Here is a 16,764-nt window from a genome sequence, read left to right as displayed (position 1 = left end):
CGCGTTCACGCAATCGGATGCGGGATCGTCTGGATCGGGCCTTTCAACAGAGCCTCTAGCCTCGGGTTATTCCGCCGCTCGTAGCCAAATCCGAAGTGAATCGGCTGCATGTAGGTTCCAAATGCACGCACGACGCAGATCCCCGCTAAGGCCAGATCCGGTGTCGTGACGTCAACTGCCGCGGTTCGAATTCCGCAGGCCGACAATCGAGCAACGCAGGCCGTCAGGTTCGACTCTTCACGATACCTCTTGCGTAAGTTCGCCAGGGTTACCCTGACTTGAGCGTGGCGCAGAGAGTCCAAACCCGTGGCGTTATCGACGTGACAGTAGTACAGCCCGTGGTCCAGACTGCCCACCACGTCTTCGGGCGTACGGACGTGTTGGTGCCGTCCTTCGCGTGTCAACCTGCGCATGTACGCGCCGTAGTGCCCGTGTTCAAGTACGGCCTTGCGCAACGCGATATCGATGTCGGCATGCGTTCCCAGTCCGATCGTGGCGCCCGGCCAAGAAACGCCGTGCCCCAAGCCAAGGCAGACCACTGTGGGATAGCCGGTATCGCAATCGAGGAGGTACAACTCCATGTGCGCGCCGAGCCTCCGAACGTCGTCAAGCGCATTACGACTGACGTCATCGCAGTCAGCAGGATCAACACGTTGCCCCTTCATCCCGGCCAACCAGTGCAGGATGAAGGCGTCCCGCTCGATCAACTCATAAACCGCACGCAAGGCCGCGTCGTTAAATGAAATCCCGGCTGCGAGTCCGTTACTTGTGGTCTGGCCGATGGGCGGTTCGTCTCCAGCGAAGTTGATGTAAGTCGCTTGCGCCGGAACCAGCACTTTAGCGCCCGTATCCAGCCAATGACCCGTCGCCCATAGCATCGGCGAGTTGGAATCGGCCGGCTGGAAGGCAAAGTTGGACCGGGCGTACTGCTCACGGTCGTACAGCACTAGCCATGCGGGATCAAATGCTCGATCGCCAAGTTCGTTAAAAGAGCCCTTCGTCAAATTAGCGTGATTCCAGAGCGATGCCGCATAGCGCTCGACGCCCTCGCCGATCGCGCCCAGCAACGCCTCCTCTTGCGTTGATCCCTTTCCCTCTCCCTGAAGGATGGATTCTTTTTCAACTCGACGGCGCGCAGGCTGAGCCATCAAAGCGCTAGCGCAAATAGGCAAGGCGGGCGTGTCGCTGCCGTCCCCCGAAAAAACGAACAGTTGCCGGACCACGCCGGCGCGCCGGTCGGCAAGCGCCCGGAACGCTTCGGGGACCAGCATGGAGTGGTTAATCGGTGCCCATCGCTGCAACGCCATCTTGCCGCCGCACGTCGCGCACCAAGGCATCGGCAAAATGGCATGCAGGGTGGTCGACTCGTGTTTTGCGACCAGACACCCATAACCCGCGACATCCGGGTAGCGAATGGCGAGGATGACATTGTCGGCGACGGCCCTTGCGATCGCCGGATCGTCGGCAACCCCGCCAATGTCATCGATCAACGAGTCGGCCAGTCTTTCGCGCGCGCAATGCCAACAAGCGGACCATCCCGGTGCCGTGACTGGCCCCAGGAATGTCTCCGCGCCTCTTCTCCAGATGGAGATCGAAGGGCAGCCGCGTCGATGCAAATCTTTGGCAATGCAATGCGACTCGTCGTCATCGAGATCGGACAGGTCCGAAACGACGAAATCGCCATTCCGGACCTGTGTGCCAATTTCAATGCCTGCGGTCGCGAGCAGCGCTGTGACTTGCCGGGCAAGGTTCGTTTGTCTGCTGATGGACACGCGCGCAATTCCGGCAAATTCTTTGAACGTTGTCCTTGCCCTCCCTGAACTCTCGATAATGCCCGCGTCAAGCAGTTGTGTCTCCAGCCCGCAAACACTGTCCGGCAAACGTCTTTGGTCTCCTGAGTAGAGCGCGGGCAAGATCACTGAAACCAGCGAGGTTGCCGACGCCCCCTTGAGTCGAAAACAACCTCTCGATGTGGAAACGAATACGCCGCCGCACGTAGCCACCACGCGAAGCGCCGGTGCCAGGTTCAAGTTACTCGCCTTTGGCACTGGTTCCGGCATCTCGACCCACGTCCGGCGCAGCCGCACCCATCGTGTGCTGAACGTTGCCCGCTTCGCGCAGGGTGTTCAGCGCCTTCATGAAGGCTGGGCCGCAAGGCTCGCATTGGTTACATTCCATGCAGTGCAGCCGATGGAAAATGATGCTGCTGATCGTCGCCAACGAGTCAACGAGCTTTTCGATTTCGAAGTCTTTAGGCATTGCAGGCTCTCCTTGTAAATAGAACCAGCCGCGAATACGGTCATGAACAATTTCTATGACCCGGCCAGTGAGCCTCGCAGCACTCAGTCCTAATTCATCAAGACCCGATGGGGCGCAGCAAGCGGCCGGAGAAACTGAGTGCAAATGCCGGGTTGTCGCGTCGATCGTAGCTGTGCAATTTCTAACGAGAGCAGCGGCGCTCTATAAACGTAAACGTCGCGAGTGGTTCGTTTTTAAATAAGGCCTCGGCCTACGCAGTGGGTCGAGTCATCGCTTCTACAATATCGCCCGCTATTCGGCCTTCTCCCACGCAAGCCGTATGCGACTACGCTGCTCGATATGGGGGACCGCCGTTCCCGCGCGGCCCAGCCCCAGCTTCCCGTCCTCTTTTATCCTCGTATCCGGGGGCGCAAAGAAGCGATAGCGTCCCCCAGCCAGGCGCTCGCTCTCGATTAGCGGCGTCTTGCCGACCCATAGCACAGGCCCGACGCCTGCAATTGGGAAATCCTCATTCAGCTCGGCATCGATTTCGATCCATTCGTGGACCCACTCTTCCTTGCCGTCCAGAACAAATCGGCGAGTCTTGTCGCTGCGCACACGACGAGCCACCGCCGCCTCAAGAGATGGCATTTTGAAGGGAGATTCATGCTGGAGCTTTTCACGGGAAGCGCCGTCGTTACCGGTTGCCATTCTTATCTCCACGTTCATACTATCTGCAGGTCGTCAAATGCCAGCGCGCGGGGTACCGCACGATTGAAGCGCAACACGATCGCTCGCACCTCACTACCGCGTTTTGCCAATCCGAAGCAGCGCAAAGGAAATCGCAGCGTAGACAGTATACTCTTCGTCTGTGTGCCACGATCGAATGGCAGCGGCATGCCACCGACATCGTCCGAATCGACCCATGTGACTGTGCCCCCGACCTGTTCTATGCCGAGCTGAAAACCGGTTGCCGCGCCCGGAAACTGCCCACCGAACACATCCGCAACGCGAATCCAGATTTCATTGTTCCCGCCCGGGCCTTTGCCCTTGAGCTGCGAGCGGAAAGTCGCGCCTTTCTTGCGTGGCACGGCCACCATGCCAATCGTGTCGCCGTAGAAAGATCCGTTGAACTGATGTGATCCTGTCTGGCTGAAGTCGTACTCGTCGGCGACCAGTCCCGATTGCGACGTGGGTTGCCCCATCGAGTTCAGCCCGATGCCGTTGCCATCCTGATGGTCGTCGACAGTCGTAGCCTTAGCCCATTTGAATGCCAGATGAACATTTGATGTGGGCCCCGCCGGCGGGACTTCAGTACCGACGAGAAAACCGACCGTCGCCTGCCCCGCCAGCACATCGCGAAAGAAAGCGCAGCCGTAGGACAGCAGTGTGCGTTCGTGGTCGGCCCGCGACATGGTCGGCAGCGTGCCTCCGTTGTCGTTTTGCAGCCATTGCCGGTTAAAGTAATTGTGACAGGCCTTGTCGACGTACAACTGCGACTTGTACTTCGGCGGCCGACAGCGGTCGTAGTATTTCGCTCCGTCGTTGCTGGTGACATCGCCGTCGGCCGCGGGCAGCAACGTCAGAAACTCAAACCCGGTTGGCGGCCCGCTCGTCGCACCCCAGTCAGTCGGAGCGAGCGACAGCACGCAGACTATCGTCGTACCCGCCGGTTTCGTGGCGCGTCCTGGCGCGACGATCACCGCTTCTCCGCCACGTGAATGCCCCATCAAGCCCGTCCTCGAAAAGTCGAGTGTGTGCTTAAAAGCTGGATCGCTTCCATTCAGATGAGTGAAGTACTGGATCGACGCATTGATCAGATCAGCGCGATCGAGAATGTTGTTGGGGCCGGACGTGTTTCCGTTAAGCTCATTGCAGTCGACGGACACGGCCACGATGCCCATTTGCGCGAGCGTCTGCTGGAAATAGTCATAGCCGCGATAGCTCGGGTCCGCGGGCGAGTGATTGCCGTGAGCCAGAAATACGATGGGCGACGCACCGCCCTTGCGGCGGCGCACGTTGAACGGCTGCTGCATGCCGTCATCCTCGGCGGGAAAATACACGCTGCCCCGCACATGCAGGGTGTTGCCACTGACTGACACCGTACCGCCGTCATATTCCTGCCATCCAACCGGAAAGAGGTCGAGCCCGGCCGGATCAGCACCTGCGGGAGGTGCCACACATTGCGCGAACAGTTCCTGCGCAAACTGGCTGACGCACTGGCCAAGCGTTTGCACTACATCGACGACATCGCCGTGCTGCAACGGCTTTTTCAACACGACGATGGGTCCGCCGCTCTCCCCCGCCTTCACATGGTTGACATAGACCTTGATGGTGGCCCCGCTGGCCATCTGCGTCACAACGACAAACGTGTCGCCTCCCTGCACGGGCCAGACCTGTGGCGCTGACAGTGCCGAACACGGCCGCACCGTCACGCCACCGGGCGGGCTCGCGGGCTTGCCCGCGCACATGCGCTGAATCACGGTCAACGTGTCGCCGGTACTCAACGGAGCGCCGAGATTGACGAGGCTGGCGTATCCCCACGTGCGCCACACGCCAAGCGACGTGCCATTGCGCGAGATCTCAAAGCGCGCGCCGTTGACGAGGTTCGTCACGCGAATCTGTCGCGTACCCTCATAGGCGGGATCGATTGCAGGTGCAGGCAGCGGGTCAGGCGGCTCCTGGATATTGAATGCCGCCGAAGGCGGGCTGGGGTCGTTGCACAATGACGCCCACGCGCGCACGCTTGACGGCAACCCGTAGTCGGGCGTCACGTCGATTCCCTGGTGGGGCGCGGCTCCGCTGACTTTGCCGACTTGCGCGCCATCTGCCGTGACCCACACATCGCAGCCAGCCAATAGATTGCTCACGCCTGTACGCGCGCCGCATCGGTAGACAGGCGCGGGATTGATCTCCGGACGTGGCAGCCCATCGGGAAAGTCCACGGTATGATCGCGCGCGGTCAATGCCGATGACCAGCCACTCGTGACGCCACCCGAAGTTTGCCGCGCCCGCACGACATTGCCTGCCACAAGAGGCTGTGGCAATTTGATCACTGCACCCTGCGGCTGCGGGAATCCGCCCGGCGCGCCACTCACCACGACGGTACCGTTGACCTCCACATCGAGGCTTGCATCGACGTCGTACCCAATGACGCACACCGCCACCGCGCATTGGTACAGTGTCTGCTGGACAACTGGCGGAGAGAGAAAACGATTGTCTTCGAGTTCCAGTCTTTTTGTCGGGACTTCGGCCATTGCAGATCTCCAATGCACGGAAGCTCTCCCCGCGCTGTTCGTGTCGTGATTCGCGTGAATCTGCACGCCGCCTGAGAAGGCGCAAAAGCGTGCACCGTCGAAACCGCAATAACAAAACGTGAAAAGCTGCGCTTTTTTTAAGCGGGTCCTCTATCTGCGGCGTCCCAAGATAGTTCGGCCGATGAAGCGGCGGTGACCGGTCTCATTGGGCAAACCCGCTCGCCGGCCTCATCGAGTCAGCTTCTGCGAAAGACGATCACCCCGCACGCCGGGATCGTCACGCGCAGCGCGCCGTTGTCTGCCTGTAACGCGGCCCCGGCGTTGCCGACGTTCCATCCTCCAAAGTCTAGCGAGTCGCTGTTGAACACCTCGCGCCACACGAAGTTGACCAGGCGATCGTCATGCAGCACATACCCCGGCACGAACGGCCGGTTGTTCAGCGAGCCGACCACGAGATACGCTTCATCATCGTTCCAGCGATAAAACGCGAGCACGCGACTGGCATCATCGACCACGGAAACGAAGATGTTGCGCGAGCGGATCGCATCGCGGCTAACGCTAAAGTTGACGATCTGCCGATAGAAGGCGAATAACTTCGCTCCGTCGCCGGCGGCGAGTCCCCGGATGTCTTCGCGGTTGTCGAGGAAGTCGTTGTAGCGATACGGCTTCGCCGCGCCGACCTCTTCCCCCATGAAAAACATCGGCGTGGCGGCGGACAGCAGCGACATCGCCGTTGCGTAGCGCACCCGCGCCTCCGCCCACTTGCGCGTCTCTCCGATCAGCGGCGCGTGGTTGACTGCGGTAACGATCGTGCGTGCCGACCCCTCGCGGTTGCCGACATCATCATGCGATTCGTGATACACGATCTTGAGCGTTCCGCTGGCGCGCAGCGTGTCGGCGAAGCGGTCCATCTGCAGAAGCCGGTCGTCCCCATAGCCAGCTTCCTTTAGCAGCTCGGCATAACCGCCTCCGTTGAACTCCACCAGATTGTGATGGAAGTCGGCATACCAGGTCGCATCGAAACCCATGCCGGTGCCAGTAAGGCTGGGTTCGGTCATCGCACTCCAGCCGGAGTAGTCCTCGGCGCACAGGAAGAGGCGCGGCGCGACCAGTCGCATCGTGCGCGTCCACTGCCGGAGAAACTTCACGCCGAAGGCCGCAGCGCGATCGGCGCGCCGCTGAGTAGCATGCACCACGGGATATTGATGAATGCTGCTGGTCTGATCGAGCCGAAAGCCGTCTACATGACACACGCTGACCAGGAAGGCTGCGCTGGAAATGAAGAGCTGGCGCACCGCTTCCTGATCGAAACGCGGCGCCCAGCCGCTCGATAGATTGTCGATGTAGCCACCGTCTGGCTTCGCATAATCGCCGGGCTGCCCTTCGTACCAGTAGTAGATGTTCCTCGTGGGATCGTTCGAGTCGTAGGCCCATTGCGCGCGTTCCGCGTCCGGTGTGAAGTGGTTGTAGCACACGTCGAGAATCACGGCGATGCCACGACGGTGACACGCCTTCACGAAGGCCTTCAGACGGTCCGTTCCGCCGGCCGCCTGATCGATCGCGAAGAAGTGCGATGTTCCATAGCCCCAATTCGCAGCGGTCTCGAACTCGGCGATCGGCAGCAATTCGACCGCGTTGACGCCTAGGGTATCGAGGTGATTCAGAAAGTCCGTAGCATCGTCCAGCGTACCCGGACCGGCGCGACCGAATCCAAGTGCGCCGACATGCAGTTCGTAGATCACGAGATCGTCGATGCTGGCGGGCATCGGCCGGCCCGGGACGAATTCGCCGGACCAGAACCCGGAGGCGGGAACCTCAGGCACGCCCGCGAGCACCACGACGGATGGATCGCATACCACCGAGCAGCTCTGCGGCCCGTCGAGTTGCTCGGGTGGCCCGGCATAACGACTGCCTTTCGGATCGAAGTCCCCCGCCCCGATTTGCATGAGCGACCAAAGGTCCGTTCGGTACGCGCTTGAGCCGTCATCTTTGACGACCTTGAACATGTACGTCTGCCCGAGCATCGCGCGGAGCGAATTGCGCCGCTGCGTCGCTGGCGCATGGGTGCTCCAGATGCCATCGCTGCCCTTCGTCATCGCGATGGTCTGCACGATACCGGTTCCGTCGTCCGCCACGTAGCCCGTCGAAGGGTCGGCCAGAATCAGCGACACGCTCTGCGCATTCGGCGCCCAGACGCTGAAGCGAGCCGCATCGGTCAACCCCGTGTCGGACGAGACACGGTTCGTGCCAAGCAGCCCGCACCAGGTCAGGAAATACCGCTGCGGACCTGTGTTGTCTTGAAGCGTGAATGACAATGTGCGGTCGGTCGACGCCACGTCGTCGACCTCGGCGGCGATGCCCCAGACGCCGGCTCCGGCGGGGCCATCGGTTTGCACACCCCAGTCCAGAGTCGCGCCGGTGGCGTCGGGAATGAACGTGGCCTCCGCTTTCCAGTATGGTGGGCCACCGGGTTCGCTTACCTGAACCATCGGTTGCAACGACCAGGCGGCGGAAGGCAAGCCCCCGCCGTCCCACTTTCCGCATAGCCGAACAGCGTCAAAGTGGATGGTGGACAGGCCCGGATGATATTCAAATTTTACGGTCCGGCTCGGCATCTGTTCCTCGCGCTAATAGAAAGAACCGCGATTGGCTGAGCGACCGATTTATCTGCACCGCCGAGCGTGCCCTGATGCTGCGCGTTGCGCGTCCGCCATGTGATACGTCATCACACAGGGGCGAATTCAGACGACGTTTTAGTGGACGTTACGCGTCTGGCAAAGCGGTGTACAACAACTGATCGCTTCATCTTTTCGACAATCACATATTCCTCAGCGATTGCCTTCATGTCCCTCTCCGTCTTTCATACGCGAATCAAAGCTCTCTGAATGGTGCTTCGGCAGCGACCTTGTCGACGAAGCCACTGAAGGCCTTGTTTTCAAACATGACTGTCAAGGGTTCAGCGACGATGCCTTTTTCCTTTAACTTTGAAGCGATTTCGTTCGAAAGTTCTTCCGCCTTCCTGAGATTGGCTTCCCTCAGCCAGCGACCCAGAATCTACCAGTTGAACAGAACGTTTTTCCCTTCGACATCAATCTTCAAGCTCTCAGTGGCCAAACGTACAGCCTTGTCCACCTCAGTTGACAGGTTGGTCATGGAAACCAGTTTTGACTTCTTTCCGCTCGTAGATAGGCTCCATCGTTGGCCAAAGTACCTTCCTCCACATTTCGATTTGAAGTTTAGGTGTCTGGATTCGGATCGAATGAAAATATGCCGTCCAAATCCGACATCTGTTAGTCGGTCTTATCCAGATAAGGCCGCAATCGATAAGCCGTTTATTACTGATTCACAGCCAACACTACATACGCGCCAAGCCGCGATGAATTAGGCAAGCAATGTGTCTGCTTACCACTGCGTTGTTGATCGTTAATTCAGAAATGTGCCGGGAAAAGCGCACCAAACAGGTTCATTGGTGACGCAAGATGCATCATCGAGGAGCGCTTACTGACGAGTGCACAAAATAGGGCTCTGTCGCAGTAAGGTCAACGGGTCAAGCAGCGGTGATATGAGGAGGATTGCTTGTGAAAGGAGCGAGCAGAACTGCTGTGCGGGAGACAGCGGAGTCTCGCCCCGACATTTCATCTGCCCTTTCTTGATCATATGCATTAATTCGACGCCACTCAGAATGACGCGCGCAGTGGAAATCCTTGAAGCCCAGCATCGGTCGGGTGATGCGTTTGATGGTCCGATGGTCCTGCTCGACCACGTTATTCAGGTACTTGACTTGACGAATCGTGATGGGCGTCTCTCGCTCGGCGTTCACCGCGTGCAGCGCAGCCAGATTAGAGCCGCTTTTATCGATGGTTACTGTCTCGCGTTCTTCTGCTGGATAAATGTAGCCTTCAGGCAATAGTCCAAGACGCAGCAGTTGTGCGAGATGGGCGGCATCGGTGAAGTCACCACTGTATTTGGCGTTGTCACGTTCGCGGACTGGTCGGCTAAGATGACGTGATGAACAAGAGCCGTAGCGCCGGACGATGCGCGCGCCGCGCTCGGGCTCGCACGCGTCGCACTGCGCCAGCGACGGCTCGACGAGTGTATCGCGCCAACGCTCGCATCTCGAGAGGGACGTCCAGTCATCCGCACCGCTGATCAGGATCAGCGTGACCGTCAGCAGGTCGGATCGGATGACAGTAGGATAGCCGCCAAACCGTCATAACGGCGGTCGTCGAATCAGCTTACCTGCGCGCTTCGGCTTTCCATCCAATTGTGAGCACTGGTCGGCCCGCGTGTGTACGTTCGCTGCCGATGCGCTTGTATCCAGAGCACAAAATCCTCCGGCGGCAACGGCGGCGAGAAAAGGTATCCTTGATACAAATGGCAGCCATGGTCGCTTAGAAAGTCGCGCTGCGATTGCGTTTCCACACCTTCAGCGACCACAGTCAGCTTTAGCACGTTGCCAATGTTCAGTACAGCCTGTGCCAGAGACTGTGCCATTGCGTCGACCCCGATCTCCCGCACGAAGCTTTTGTCAATCTTCAGTTCTTTGATGGGGAACCGGTGGAGGTAGCTCAGGGACGAGTAGCCCGTACCGAAGTCGTCTATCGACAGCGCTATTCCCAGGGCATGTATCGCATCGAGCGACGGGCGAATGTCATCGGCCGACTCGTCAAACAGGACTCGCTCGGTCATTTCGAGGATCAGGTCTTCAGGATCCAGGCCATGAGCCTGCAGAGTGCGCGCGATAAAGGCGGGGTAATCTGGACGCTTGAAGTCGGCGGCGCAGACATTCACGGATATGTTCGGCACATCGATGCCACCTGCCCGCCACTCGGCAAGTTGGCGGCAGGCCTCGCCGAGCACCCATGCATCCACCTCTGCGATCAGACCGCTTTCTTCGGCGATGGCGATGAAGCGATCCGGCGGAATGAACCCTTGCTTATCGTTGGACCACCGCACCAGGGCTTCGGCACCGTGCAGCGCTCCAGTCACATCGACCTTGGGCTGGTAGACGACACTCAGTGCACCTGCTTTCAAGGCACGTTGCAGCGCGATTTCCAGCTCGAGATGTTCTCTGGCCTGGCGCTCATACTCGGGAGCGTAGAAACGCACCTGGTTACGTCCCGCGCTCTTCGCCTGGTACATCGCCATGTCCGCGTTTCGCAGCAGGGTATCGCTGTCCTCTCCGTCGTGCGGATAGAGTGAGATGCCGATGCTCGCGCTGATCGTGAGGCTAGTGTCATGCTTCGAGTTGATGACGATAGGCTGATCTACCGCTTGCAAAATGCGTCCGGCTATGTGGGTGGCCCCGAGTGCGTCGCAGTTTTGCAATATGGCGAGAAACTCGTCTCCGCCGAGGCGGCCGATCACGTCCTCACCCCGGACATGATCCCGGAGACGACTTGCGATCGCGCTCAACACCTCGTCGCCGGCGGCATGCCCCTGTGTGTCGTTGATGCGCTTGAAACGGTCCAGATCGATAAACAGCGTCGCAAAACTCGACGAATCCCGGCCGGCGTCCGTCAGAACGCGGAGTGCGTCTCTCTGGAGTTGCGCCCGGTTAGGCAAGCCCGTTAACGAATCGAACCACGCCAGCCTCTGCAGCCGGCGATCCATTGCCAGTCTCTTGCGCAATTGTCCGCTGAACATCAGTGACAACATGATGAAGAGCACATCGAGAATTAAAGTGACGATGCTAATGGCAGTCGCTCGTTTGCGCCATCCTGCATAGATATCCTCAGTCGCGAACCCGACGACGACGACCAGTGGGTAGCTGCCGGTCCGCCTGAAGCTGTACAGCCGCTCAACGTGGTCGAGTACCGCAATGTCGACGTAGGTTCCGTGATCCGATTGCACGAGTGGCGGAAACGAATGGCCGCCAGCGAGCGAACTGCCGATATCGTCCTTGCGATACGGTTGCCGCATCAGGACCGTCCCGTCTGTGCGCAGCAGCGTAATGGTGCCATGCTGACCGAGTATTGAGTCTTCGAACAACCGGCGGAAATAGTCTAGCCGGAGGGTACCGGCGACAATGCCGGCGAACCGGCCTTCTTTATCCTCAAGTCGCCGGCTCAACGCGATCTGCGGTTGTTCCCGATCGCCCGCGCGCGGCAGGAAAGGCTTGCTGAGATACAAGCCAGCATCTGTTTTCTGTTGCTGAACCTGAAAGTAATCCCGCTCGCTCACATTGATCTTCCGCGGCGGAACGGAACGGGAGTCGAGAATCAGATTGCCTGCTGCATCTGTGGCGAACAAAGCGCCCAGTTCCTTTGCATTGCTAGCCGTGCTGAAAGCGACTAGCTGCCGGACATCTTGGGGAAGACGGTAAATGCTGGGCGTCTCGATACTTGTCTCGACCTCGCGCATGGCGAGTTGATAGATGTCGAGATTACGCTCCGTCTCCTTCTGCAGGGAGATCACGAGGTTTTGTGCGGCATCGCGCGCCTGCGTCATCGCGTCCGATCTCATTTCGTACAGCGAGACTACCGTCACGCCGGTCGTAGCTAGCGCGATTGCAATCCCAGCGAAAACGAACAGGGCCGGTTTTGTAAGAAAGGACGTTGCGACTCGAATCATGGTCTTCGGAAATGCTCGGGAAAGCCTGGCCTAAGTGCGAAGACAAACAAGCGCTTCGTTAGCACGCGCTGCCCAGTTCGACGGAATGATACCTTGGACTGGCGAGCCCGATACTGCAGGTATAGGCGGAGTACGACGTCCCTGCAGATGAATGGAGCGGCTGTTTCGTGATTCGGCGACACCTTCCGCGTTATATCGGCACATTTGGCAAAATCCTTACCCCTTGCCTGTTCGATGGTTTCGTGGTGAGCGACCGGGCTGGCACGACTGGAACAGGACGAAGGCTGGCGGTCCGGGAGGCCGCCTGAGCGATTCCGAGCGCGCAAGCGCGGACGACATTCGCTTTAAGGGTATTCGCCAGCATTTCGCCCCGCACAACAAGCAGCAGCGGCCGACTCGTGGGGTCCTCGCGCAGAGGAATGAAATTCCAGTGGCCCTTGAACGTCCTGAAAGGGCCAAGTAAACTCATATCGATTGTTCTTGTATATGAGGTGCACAATATTGACCGCACTGCCATCAGCAACTTCCTTTGCCTCCCGGAAGGCGCCAATTCACGCGCGCCGAACCTTCGCACACGCCTGCTGAACGGGGCCGGACACACCCATTACCGCGGAGCTTGCGCGTCAGGGTGCAAACGCAGTTAGCTTCCTCCACATCCGTGTGCGCACTGGCAGTGACGCCGGACAGGTCTTTGCATCGAGGCTCCGGAAGCAATAGCGCGGCCATCACAAGCAGGTAGGACACATACGCGCACAGCGGTGCAACTCGTCGTAGACGCGCTGAAAGCTGGATTCGGGCATCGGGCGCGGTAAGTGCAGTTTGACTACCGAAAGAGCGCGCGTCAGGCTGGGGAACACCAACACGGGCTGCAGAAAACCAGGCATGGACTATGTGGGTCATCGTAGCCTAATGGTCGTAACAACCCTCCGGGAACCGCGACACGCGGACGATCGTCGAGCCGGCTGATGTGCACATCGGCCAGGGAGCACCAAATGAAGCCCATACGTAATACCGACTCTGTTTCAGGCGAGTGGTACATCGATACTGCGTGCATCAATTGCGGTGCATCACGTCACGTCGCGCCAGAGCTGATTGTTGAACGAAACGACAAGAGTGTCTTCGTTCGGCAGCCGGCGACGCCAGAAGAGCAACTTGATGCCTGGCGTGCGATGCTTGTGTGTCCTACGGCATCGGTACGCAGTGAAACAAAACAGCCTCGTCCGAACGCAGCGATTTTTCCACAGCAGATCACCTCGCACGTGTGGCGCTGTGGATTCAACGCGCGGTCGTCGTTCGGAGCACATTCTTATTTTGCATCGCGTCCGGAAGGCAATCTGCTGATCGACTCCCCTCGCTATGCGGCGGAGCTGGTGAAATGGTTTGACGGCGCCGGTGGTATTGCGCACATTCTGCTGTCGCATAGTGACGACGTCGCAGACGCTGACAAATACGCGCGTCGATTCGGTGCTCGCGTCTGGATTCATCGGGAGGACGCGTCGGCTGCCCCATATGCTACGGATCTGCTCGACGACGGGTCAGCAATGAACATTGCGATGAACGTTCGCGCGATCCCTGTACCCGGACACACTCGGGGTAGCGTCGTGTATCTGCTTGATGATCGCGTGATGTTCTCGGGTGATTCACTTGCCTGGAGCCCACTCAAGAAGGAACTCGTCGCGTTCAGGGCCGCGTGCTGGTACTGATGGACGGAGCTCACCGATTCGCTGAGCAGGCTGGCCACGTATCGCTTCGAATGGTTGCTTCCCGGTCACGGTTGGTTCGCGCAATTGCCGGCCGAGGAAATGAATTCGCGCTTGCTCGCATTGGTTGCTCGCATGCGACAAGACTGAAGTGGCCGCTCACGCAACTAATTTTGTAATCATCCTTGTGCGACCGCAGCATCGCCTGCATACCCCTGCATGAGGCCCAGAACGCAGATCCGCCTTCAACTAAATTTGTAAGCATCGCAGTCGCGCCGGTAATTAAATTTGTTATTCGCTGAGTGATTTCAACTAATGTTGTAAAGGGATGGGCGGCCGGACGCCCAGACGCGATCATGGGGCACAAGCCGAAAGCCCTCTGGCGCATACGCATGGAAGGCATGCACGCGATGGCAAGAGGCGCGAGCGCTAACAAAAATAGTTGAACCCTATTAACAGATTTACTTGTGTGAGCGACGGATGCATTTGCAAGAAACGTATCGCGAAACAAAGCTATAAAGATAAGTTTTCTTATCTAAAGGCATCTGTTTTTACGATAAACTCAGGACTATGAAAACGCGCCTCACCCTGCGCTCCGCGACCGCTGCTGACGCTGAATCTTCCGGATCCGGTTTTCCCGGTGCCGACGAGCTTGCCGTGCTCCGCGCGTGGTACGCCGGGGTGTCCGTGCGGCAGGCCGTGGCGCGTTATCTGCCCTCCGCCCTCGGTGACGGGAAATCGGCGCGCGGCGTGCTCGGGCGCATCCGCAGCAAACTGCTGGACATTGCCCGCGCGGCCCATCGCGACGATCTCGTCGCACTCCTCACTCATCCGGTAGCGGGACGTGAGCAGCACGCGAAGGGCGTGGCGCAGGCGATCGATGCGCTGCGCACCGCGCGCCCGCCGGAACCGCAGATCGCCGACGACGTCGCGCAGTGGTTTTCCCCGCGCGCGGTGCGCGTACTGCACGCGTACGGCATCACGACGCTCGCCGATCTCACCGTGCGCATTCCGCGCCGGCGCCAGTGGTGGAAGGCCGTGCCGGGGCTCGGCACCGCGAGCGCCCGTTCGATCGAGGCGTTCTTCGCCGCCTGGCCCGCGCTCACGGACAGGGCGCGTGGGCTGGTGGTCGCGAGCCAGCGCGGCGACATCGTGCCGTGGGAAACCCTCAAATTGCCGCACGAGGTCGACGGCTCCGCCGGCACGTTCCGCGCACCGCCCGCCACCTGCACGCTCGACGCGTCCAACGACTACGAGGCCGTGCAGACGTGGCTGTCCCTGCACGAGTCGCCCGCCACGCAGCGGACCTACCGCAAGGAAGCCGAGCGGCTGATCCTCTGGGCCATCGTCGAACGAGGCCGCGCGCTGTCGTCGCTCACGACCGAAGACGCGATCGCGTACCGGACGTTCCTGCGCCATCCGGCGCCGCGGGGACGCTGGATCGGCCCGGTGCGCCCGCGCACGTCACCGGACTGGCGGCCGTTTAACGGCACCCTGTCGGCGCGCTCGGTCGCGCACGCTCTGTCGATTCTCGGCGCCCTGTTCCGCTGGCTGGTCGAACAGCGCTACGTGATGGCCAATCCGTTTGCCGGCATCAAGGTGCGCGGCGGCAGGACGGCATCGACGCTCGATGCGTCGCGCGCCTTTACCGACGGGGAATGGGCGCTGGTGCGTACGATGGCCGAGGGGCTGGAATGGTCTCACGGCTGGACGGTTCCGGCCGCGCAGCGCTTGCGGTTCCTGCTCGATTTCGGCTTTGCGACGGGTTTGCGCGCGAGTGAGCTGGTCGGCGCGACGCTCGGCCACGTCGAGACCGACGCACGCGGCGAGCACTGGCTGCGCGTCACCGGCAAAGGCGGCAAGGTCGCCCGGGTGGCGCTGCCGCCGCTCGCGTGGGACGCACTAACCCGCTATCTGGCCGGGCGCCAGTTGCCGACTACTATGGCGCGCTGGCGGCCGGACACACCGGTCATCGGCAGCCTGGACGCGGACAGTAGCGCGGCCATCAGCAGCGTGCGCCTGTGGAGCGTGCTTGAGCGCTTTCTCGTCCTTGCCGCCAGTGCCATCGAAACCGATCACCCACCGCTCGCGGAGAAGCTGCGCCGCGCGAGCCCTCACTGGTTGCGCCACACCCACGCCACCCACGCGCTGGGACACGGCGCCGAACTCACCACGGTGCGCGACAACCTGCGGCACGCGTCCGTCTCCACGACGTCGATTTACCTGCACAGCGACGAAGTGAAGCGCGCGCGGCAGATCGGCGAGGCTTTTACAAACCGGAGGTGAAAGTGCCCGCTCGCGTCACGGACGCGCCTGTCAGGAGCCGCCCGTTATGCCCGCCTACGCGCGTCACGATGCCCCGCAGCCTGTACCTTGATGCCGGCGACGATCGCCAACGTCACCAGACCGATACACATCCGCTTTACCCGCGCGAACGACACGCCCTGAAACCGTCATGGAAAAAACCTGAACTCGAGCCGCAGATTCTGGCAAACCGGCAACGCGTGTCATTCCGCCTCGCCAGAGGGCACGCCCTCGTCGAATGCGTCATCACGACCGCAGCGCCGGAGGCCCACTTCTGGCTCGAAGACCGGGCCGACGACCTCCAGATCCTCGGGACCTTCCGCAACGGATACAGCCGCATCCGCGCGATCGCCGAACGGAAGCTACCTACGTATCCGTGCGTACGCCTGGAACTGACACCCGATGACTTCGAGCGCCCCTGAACAGCGCGGGTGAATCGGGCACGCTTCTCGAAGCATGAATGATCTGGCCGGCGGCCCTTTTTTGGGCAACGCTGTGGTGGCGGAGCCAAGCCGGCCGCTGCGAGGGCCTGACCGTTAGTTGCGTACACCAACGAATCGGTTTTGATTCTCGGGAACGCGGCGCTATCTTTAGCACTTCTTAGCTGGAAAGGAGAATCGGCAGCCGCTGCGTCCTGTAGCTATGCGCGAGAGCGCCAGCGCTGCTCCTGCCTGCTCAGCAGGGTGGCGTCC

General features: G+C 60.2%; 8 protein-coding genes and 2 pseudogenes. 3 read left to right on the top strand and 7 right to left on the bottom strand.

What is annotated here, in order from left to right; translation table 11 throughout:
- Positions 1–5 precede the first annotated feature (5 nt).
- From B0G80_RS24585 to B0G80_RS24550, 7 genes and pseudogenes are all read right to left on the bottom strand, one after another.
- Positions 6–2,030, bottom strand: coding sequence for a YcaO-like family protein (locus tag B0G80_RS24585; RefSeq protein ID WP_181920054.1), 2,025 nt, complete (start codon positions 2,028–2,030; stop codon positions 6–8).
- Position 2,031: 1 nt separating this feature from the next.
- Positions 2,032–2,259: a hypothetical protein gene (locus tag B0G80_RS24580; RefSeq protein ID WP_116120364.1), complete on the bottom strand. Its 228-nt coding sequence runs from the start codon at positions 2,257–2,259 to the stop codon at positions 2,032–2,034.
- 291 nt (positions 2,260–2,550) lie between these two features.
- On the bottom strand, positions 2,551–2,949 hold the full coding sequence (locus B0G80_RS24575; RefSeq protein ID WP_147309906.1) for a hypothetical protein: 399 nt from the start codon (positions 2,947–2,949) through the stop codon (positions 2,551–2,553).
- A gap of 14 nt (positions 2,950–2,963) precedes the next feature.
- The gene (locus B0G80_RS24570; RefSeq protein WP_116120360.1) at positions 2,964–5,495 is read right to left on the bottom strand and encodes a S9 family peptidase; all 2,532 of its coding nucleotides are present in this window, start codon (positions 5,493–5,495) and stop codon (positions 2,964–2,966) included.
- A 236-nt stretch (positions 5,496–5,731) separates the two neighbouring features.
- Positions 5,732–8,014, bottom strand: a complete 2,283-nt coding sequence (locus B0G80_RS24565) for an alpha-amylase family glycosyl hydrolase (protein WP_220377489.1) — start codon at positions 8,012–8,014, stop codon at positions 5,732–5,734.
- 1,063 nt (positions 8,015–9,077) lie between these two features.
- Positions 9,078–9,366, bottom strand: a pseudogene (locus B0G80_RS24560) (DDE-type integrase/transposase/recombinase); the annotation flags it as partial.
- Positions 9,367–9,725: 359 nt separating this feature from the next.
- Complete coding sequence (locus B0G80_RS24550) at positions 9,726–12,068, bottom strand: bifunctional diguanylate cyclase/phosphodiesterase (protein WP_116120358.1); 2,343 nt, start codon at positions 12,066–12,068, stop codon at positions 9,726–9,728.
- A gap of 992 nt (positions 12,069–13,060) precedes the next feature.
- Between B0G80_RS24550 and B0G80_RS24540 the strand changes: the two are divergent.
- The 3 genes and pseudogenes from B0G80_RS24540 to B0G80_RS24530 all read left to right on the top strand — a co-directional run bounded on the left by B0G80_RS24540 (position 13,061) and on the right by B0G80_RS24530 (position 16,494).
- Positions 13,061–13,918: pseudogene (locus B0G80_RS24540) on the top strand (MBL fold metallo-hydrolase).
- A 438-nt stretch (positions 13,919–14,356) separates the two neighbouring features.
- Positions 14,357–16,054, top strand: coding sequence for a phage integrase family protein (locus B0G80_RS24535; RefSeq protein WP_408969418.1), 1,698 nt, complete (start codon positions 14,357–14,359; stop codon positions 16,052–16,054).
- Between the two features lie 158 nt (positions 16,055–16,212).
- Entirely contained in the window at positions 16,213–16,494 is a 282-nt protein-coding gene (locus B0G80_RS24530) for a DUF1488 domain-containing protein (RefSeq protein ID WP_258879218.1), read from the top strand.
- Positions 16,495–16,764 lie beyond the last annotated feature (270 nt).

The organism is Paraburkholderia sp. BL6669N2 (assembly GCF_003387275.1).
Taxonomy (GTDB): Bacteria; Pseudomonadota; Gammaproteobacteria; order Burkholderiales; family Burkholderiaceae; genus Paraburkholderia.
This window is presented reverse-complemented; position numbering and strand designations above follow the sequence as displayed.

Bases quoted from the DNA above. Each gene is read 5' to 3' on its own strand.
- B0G80_RS24580 (WP_116120364.1), bottom strand. From the start codon at position 2,259: ATGCCTAAAGACTTCGAAATCGAAAAGCTCGTTGACTCGTTGGCGACG.
- B0G80_RS24575 (WP_147309906.1), bottom strand. From the start codon at position 2,949: ATGGCAACCGGTAACGACGGCGCTTCCCGTGAAAAGCTCCAGCATGAA.
- B0G80_RS24570 (WP_116120360.1), bottom strand. From the start codon at position 5,495: ATGGCCGAAGTCCCGACAAAAAGACTGGAACTCGAAGACAATCGTTTT.
- B0G80_RS24550 (WP_116120358.1), bottom strand. From the start codon at position 12,068: ATGATTCGAGTCGCAACGTCCTTTCTTACAAAACCGGCCCTGTTCGTT.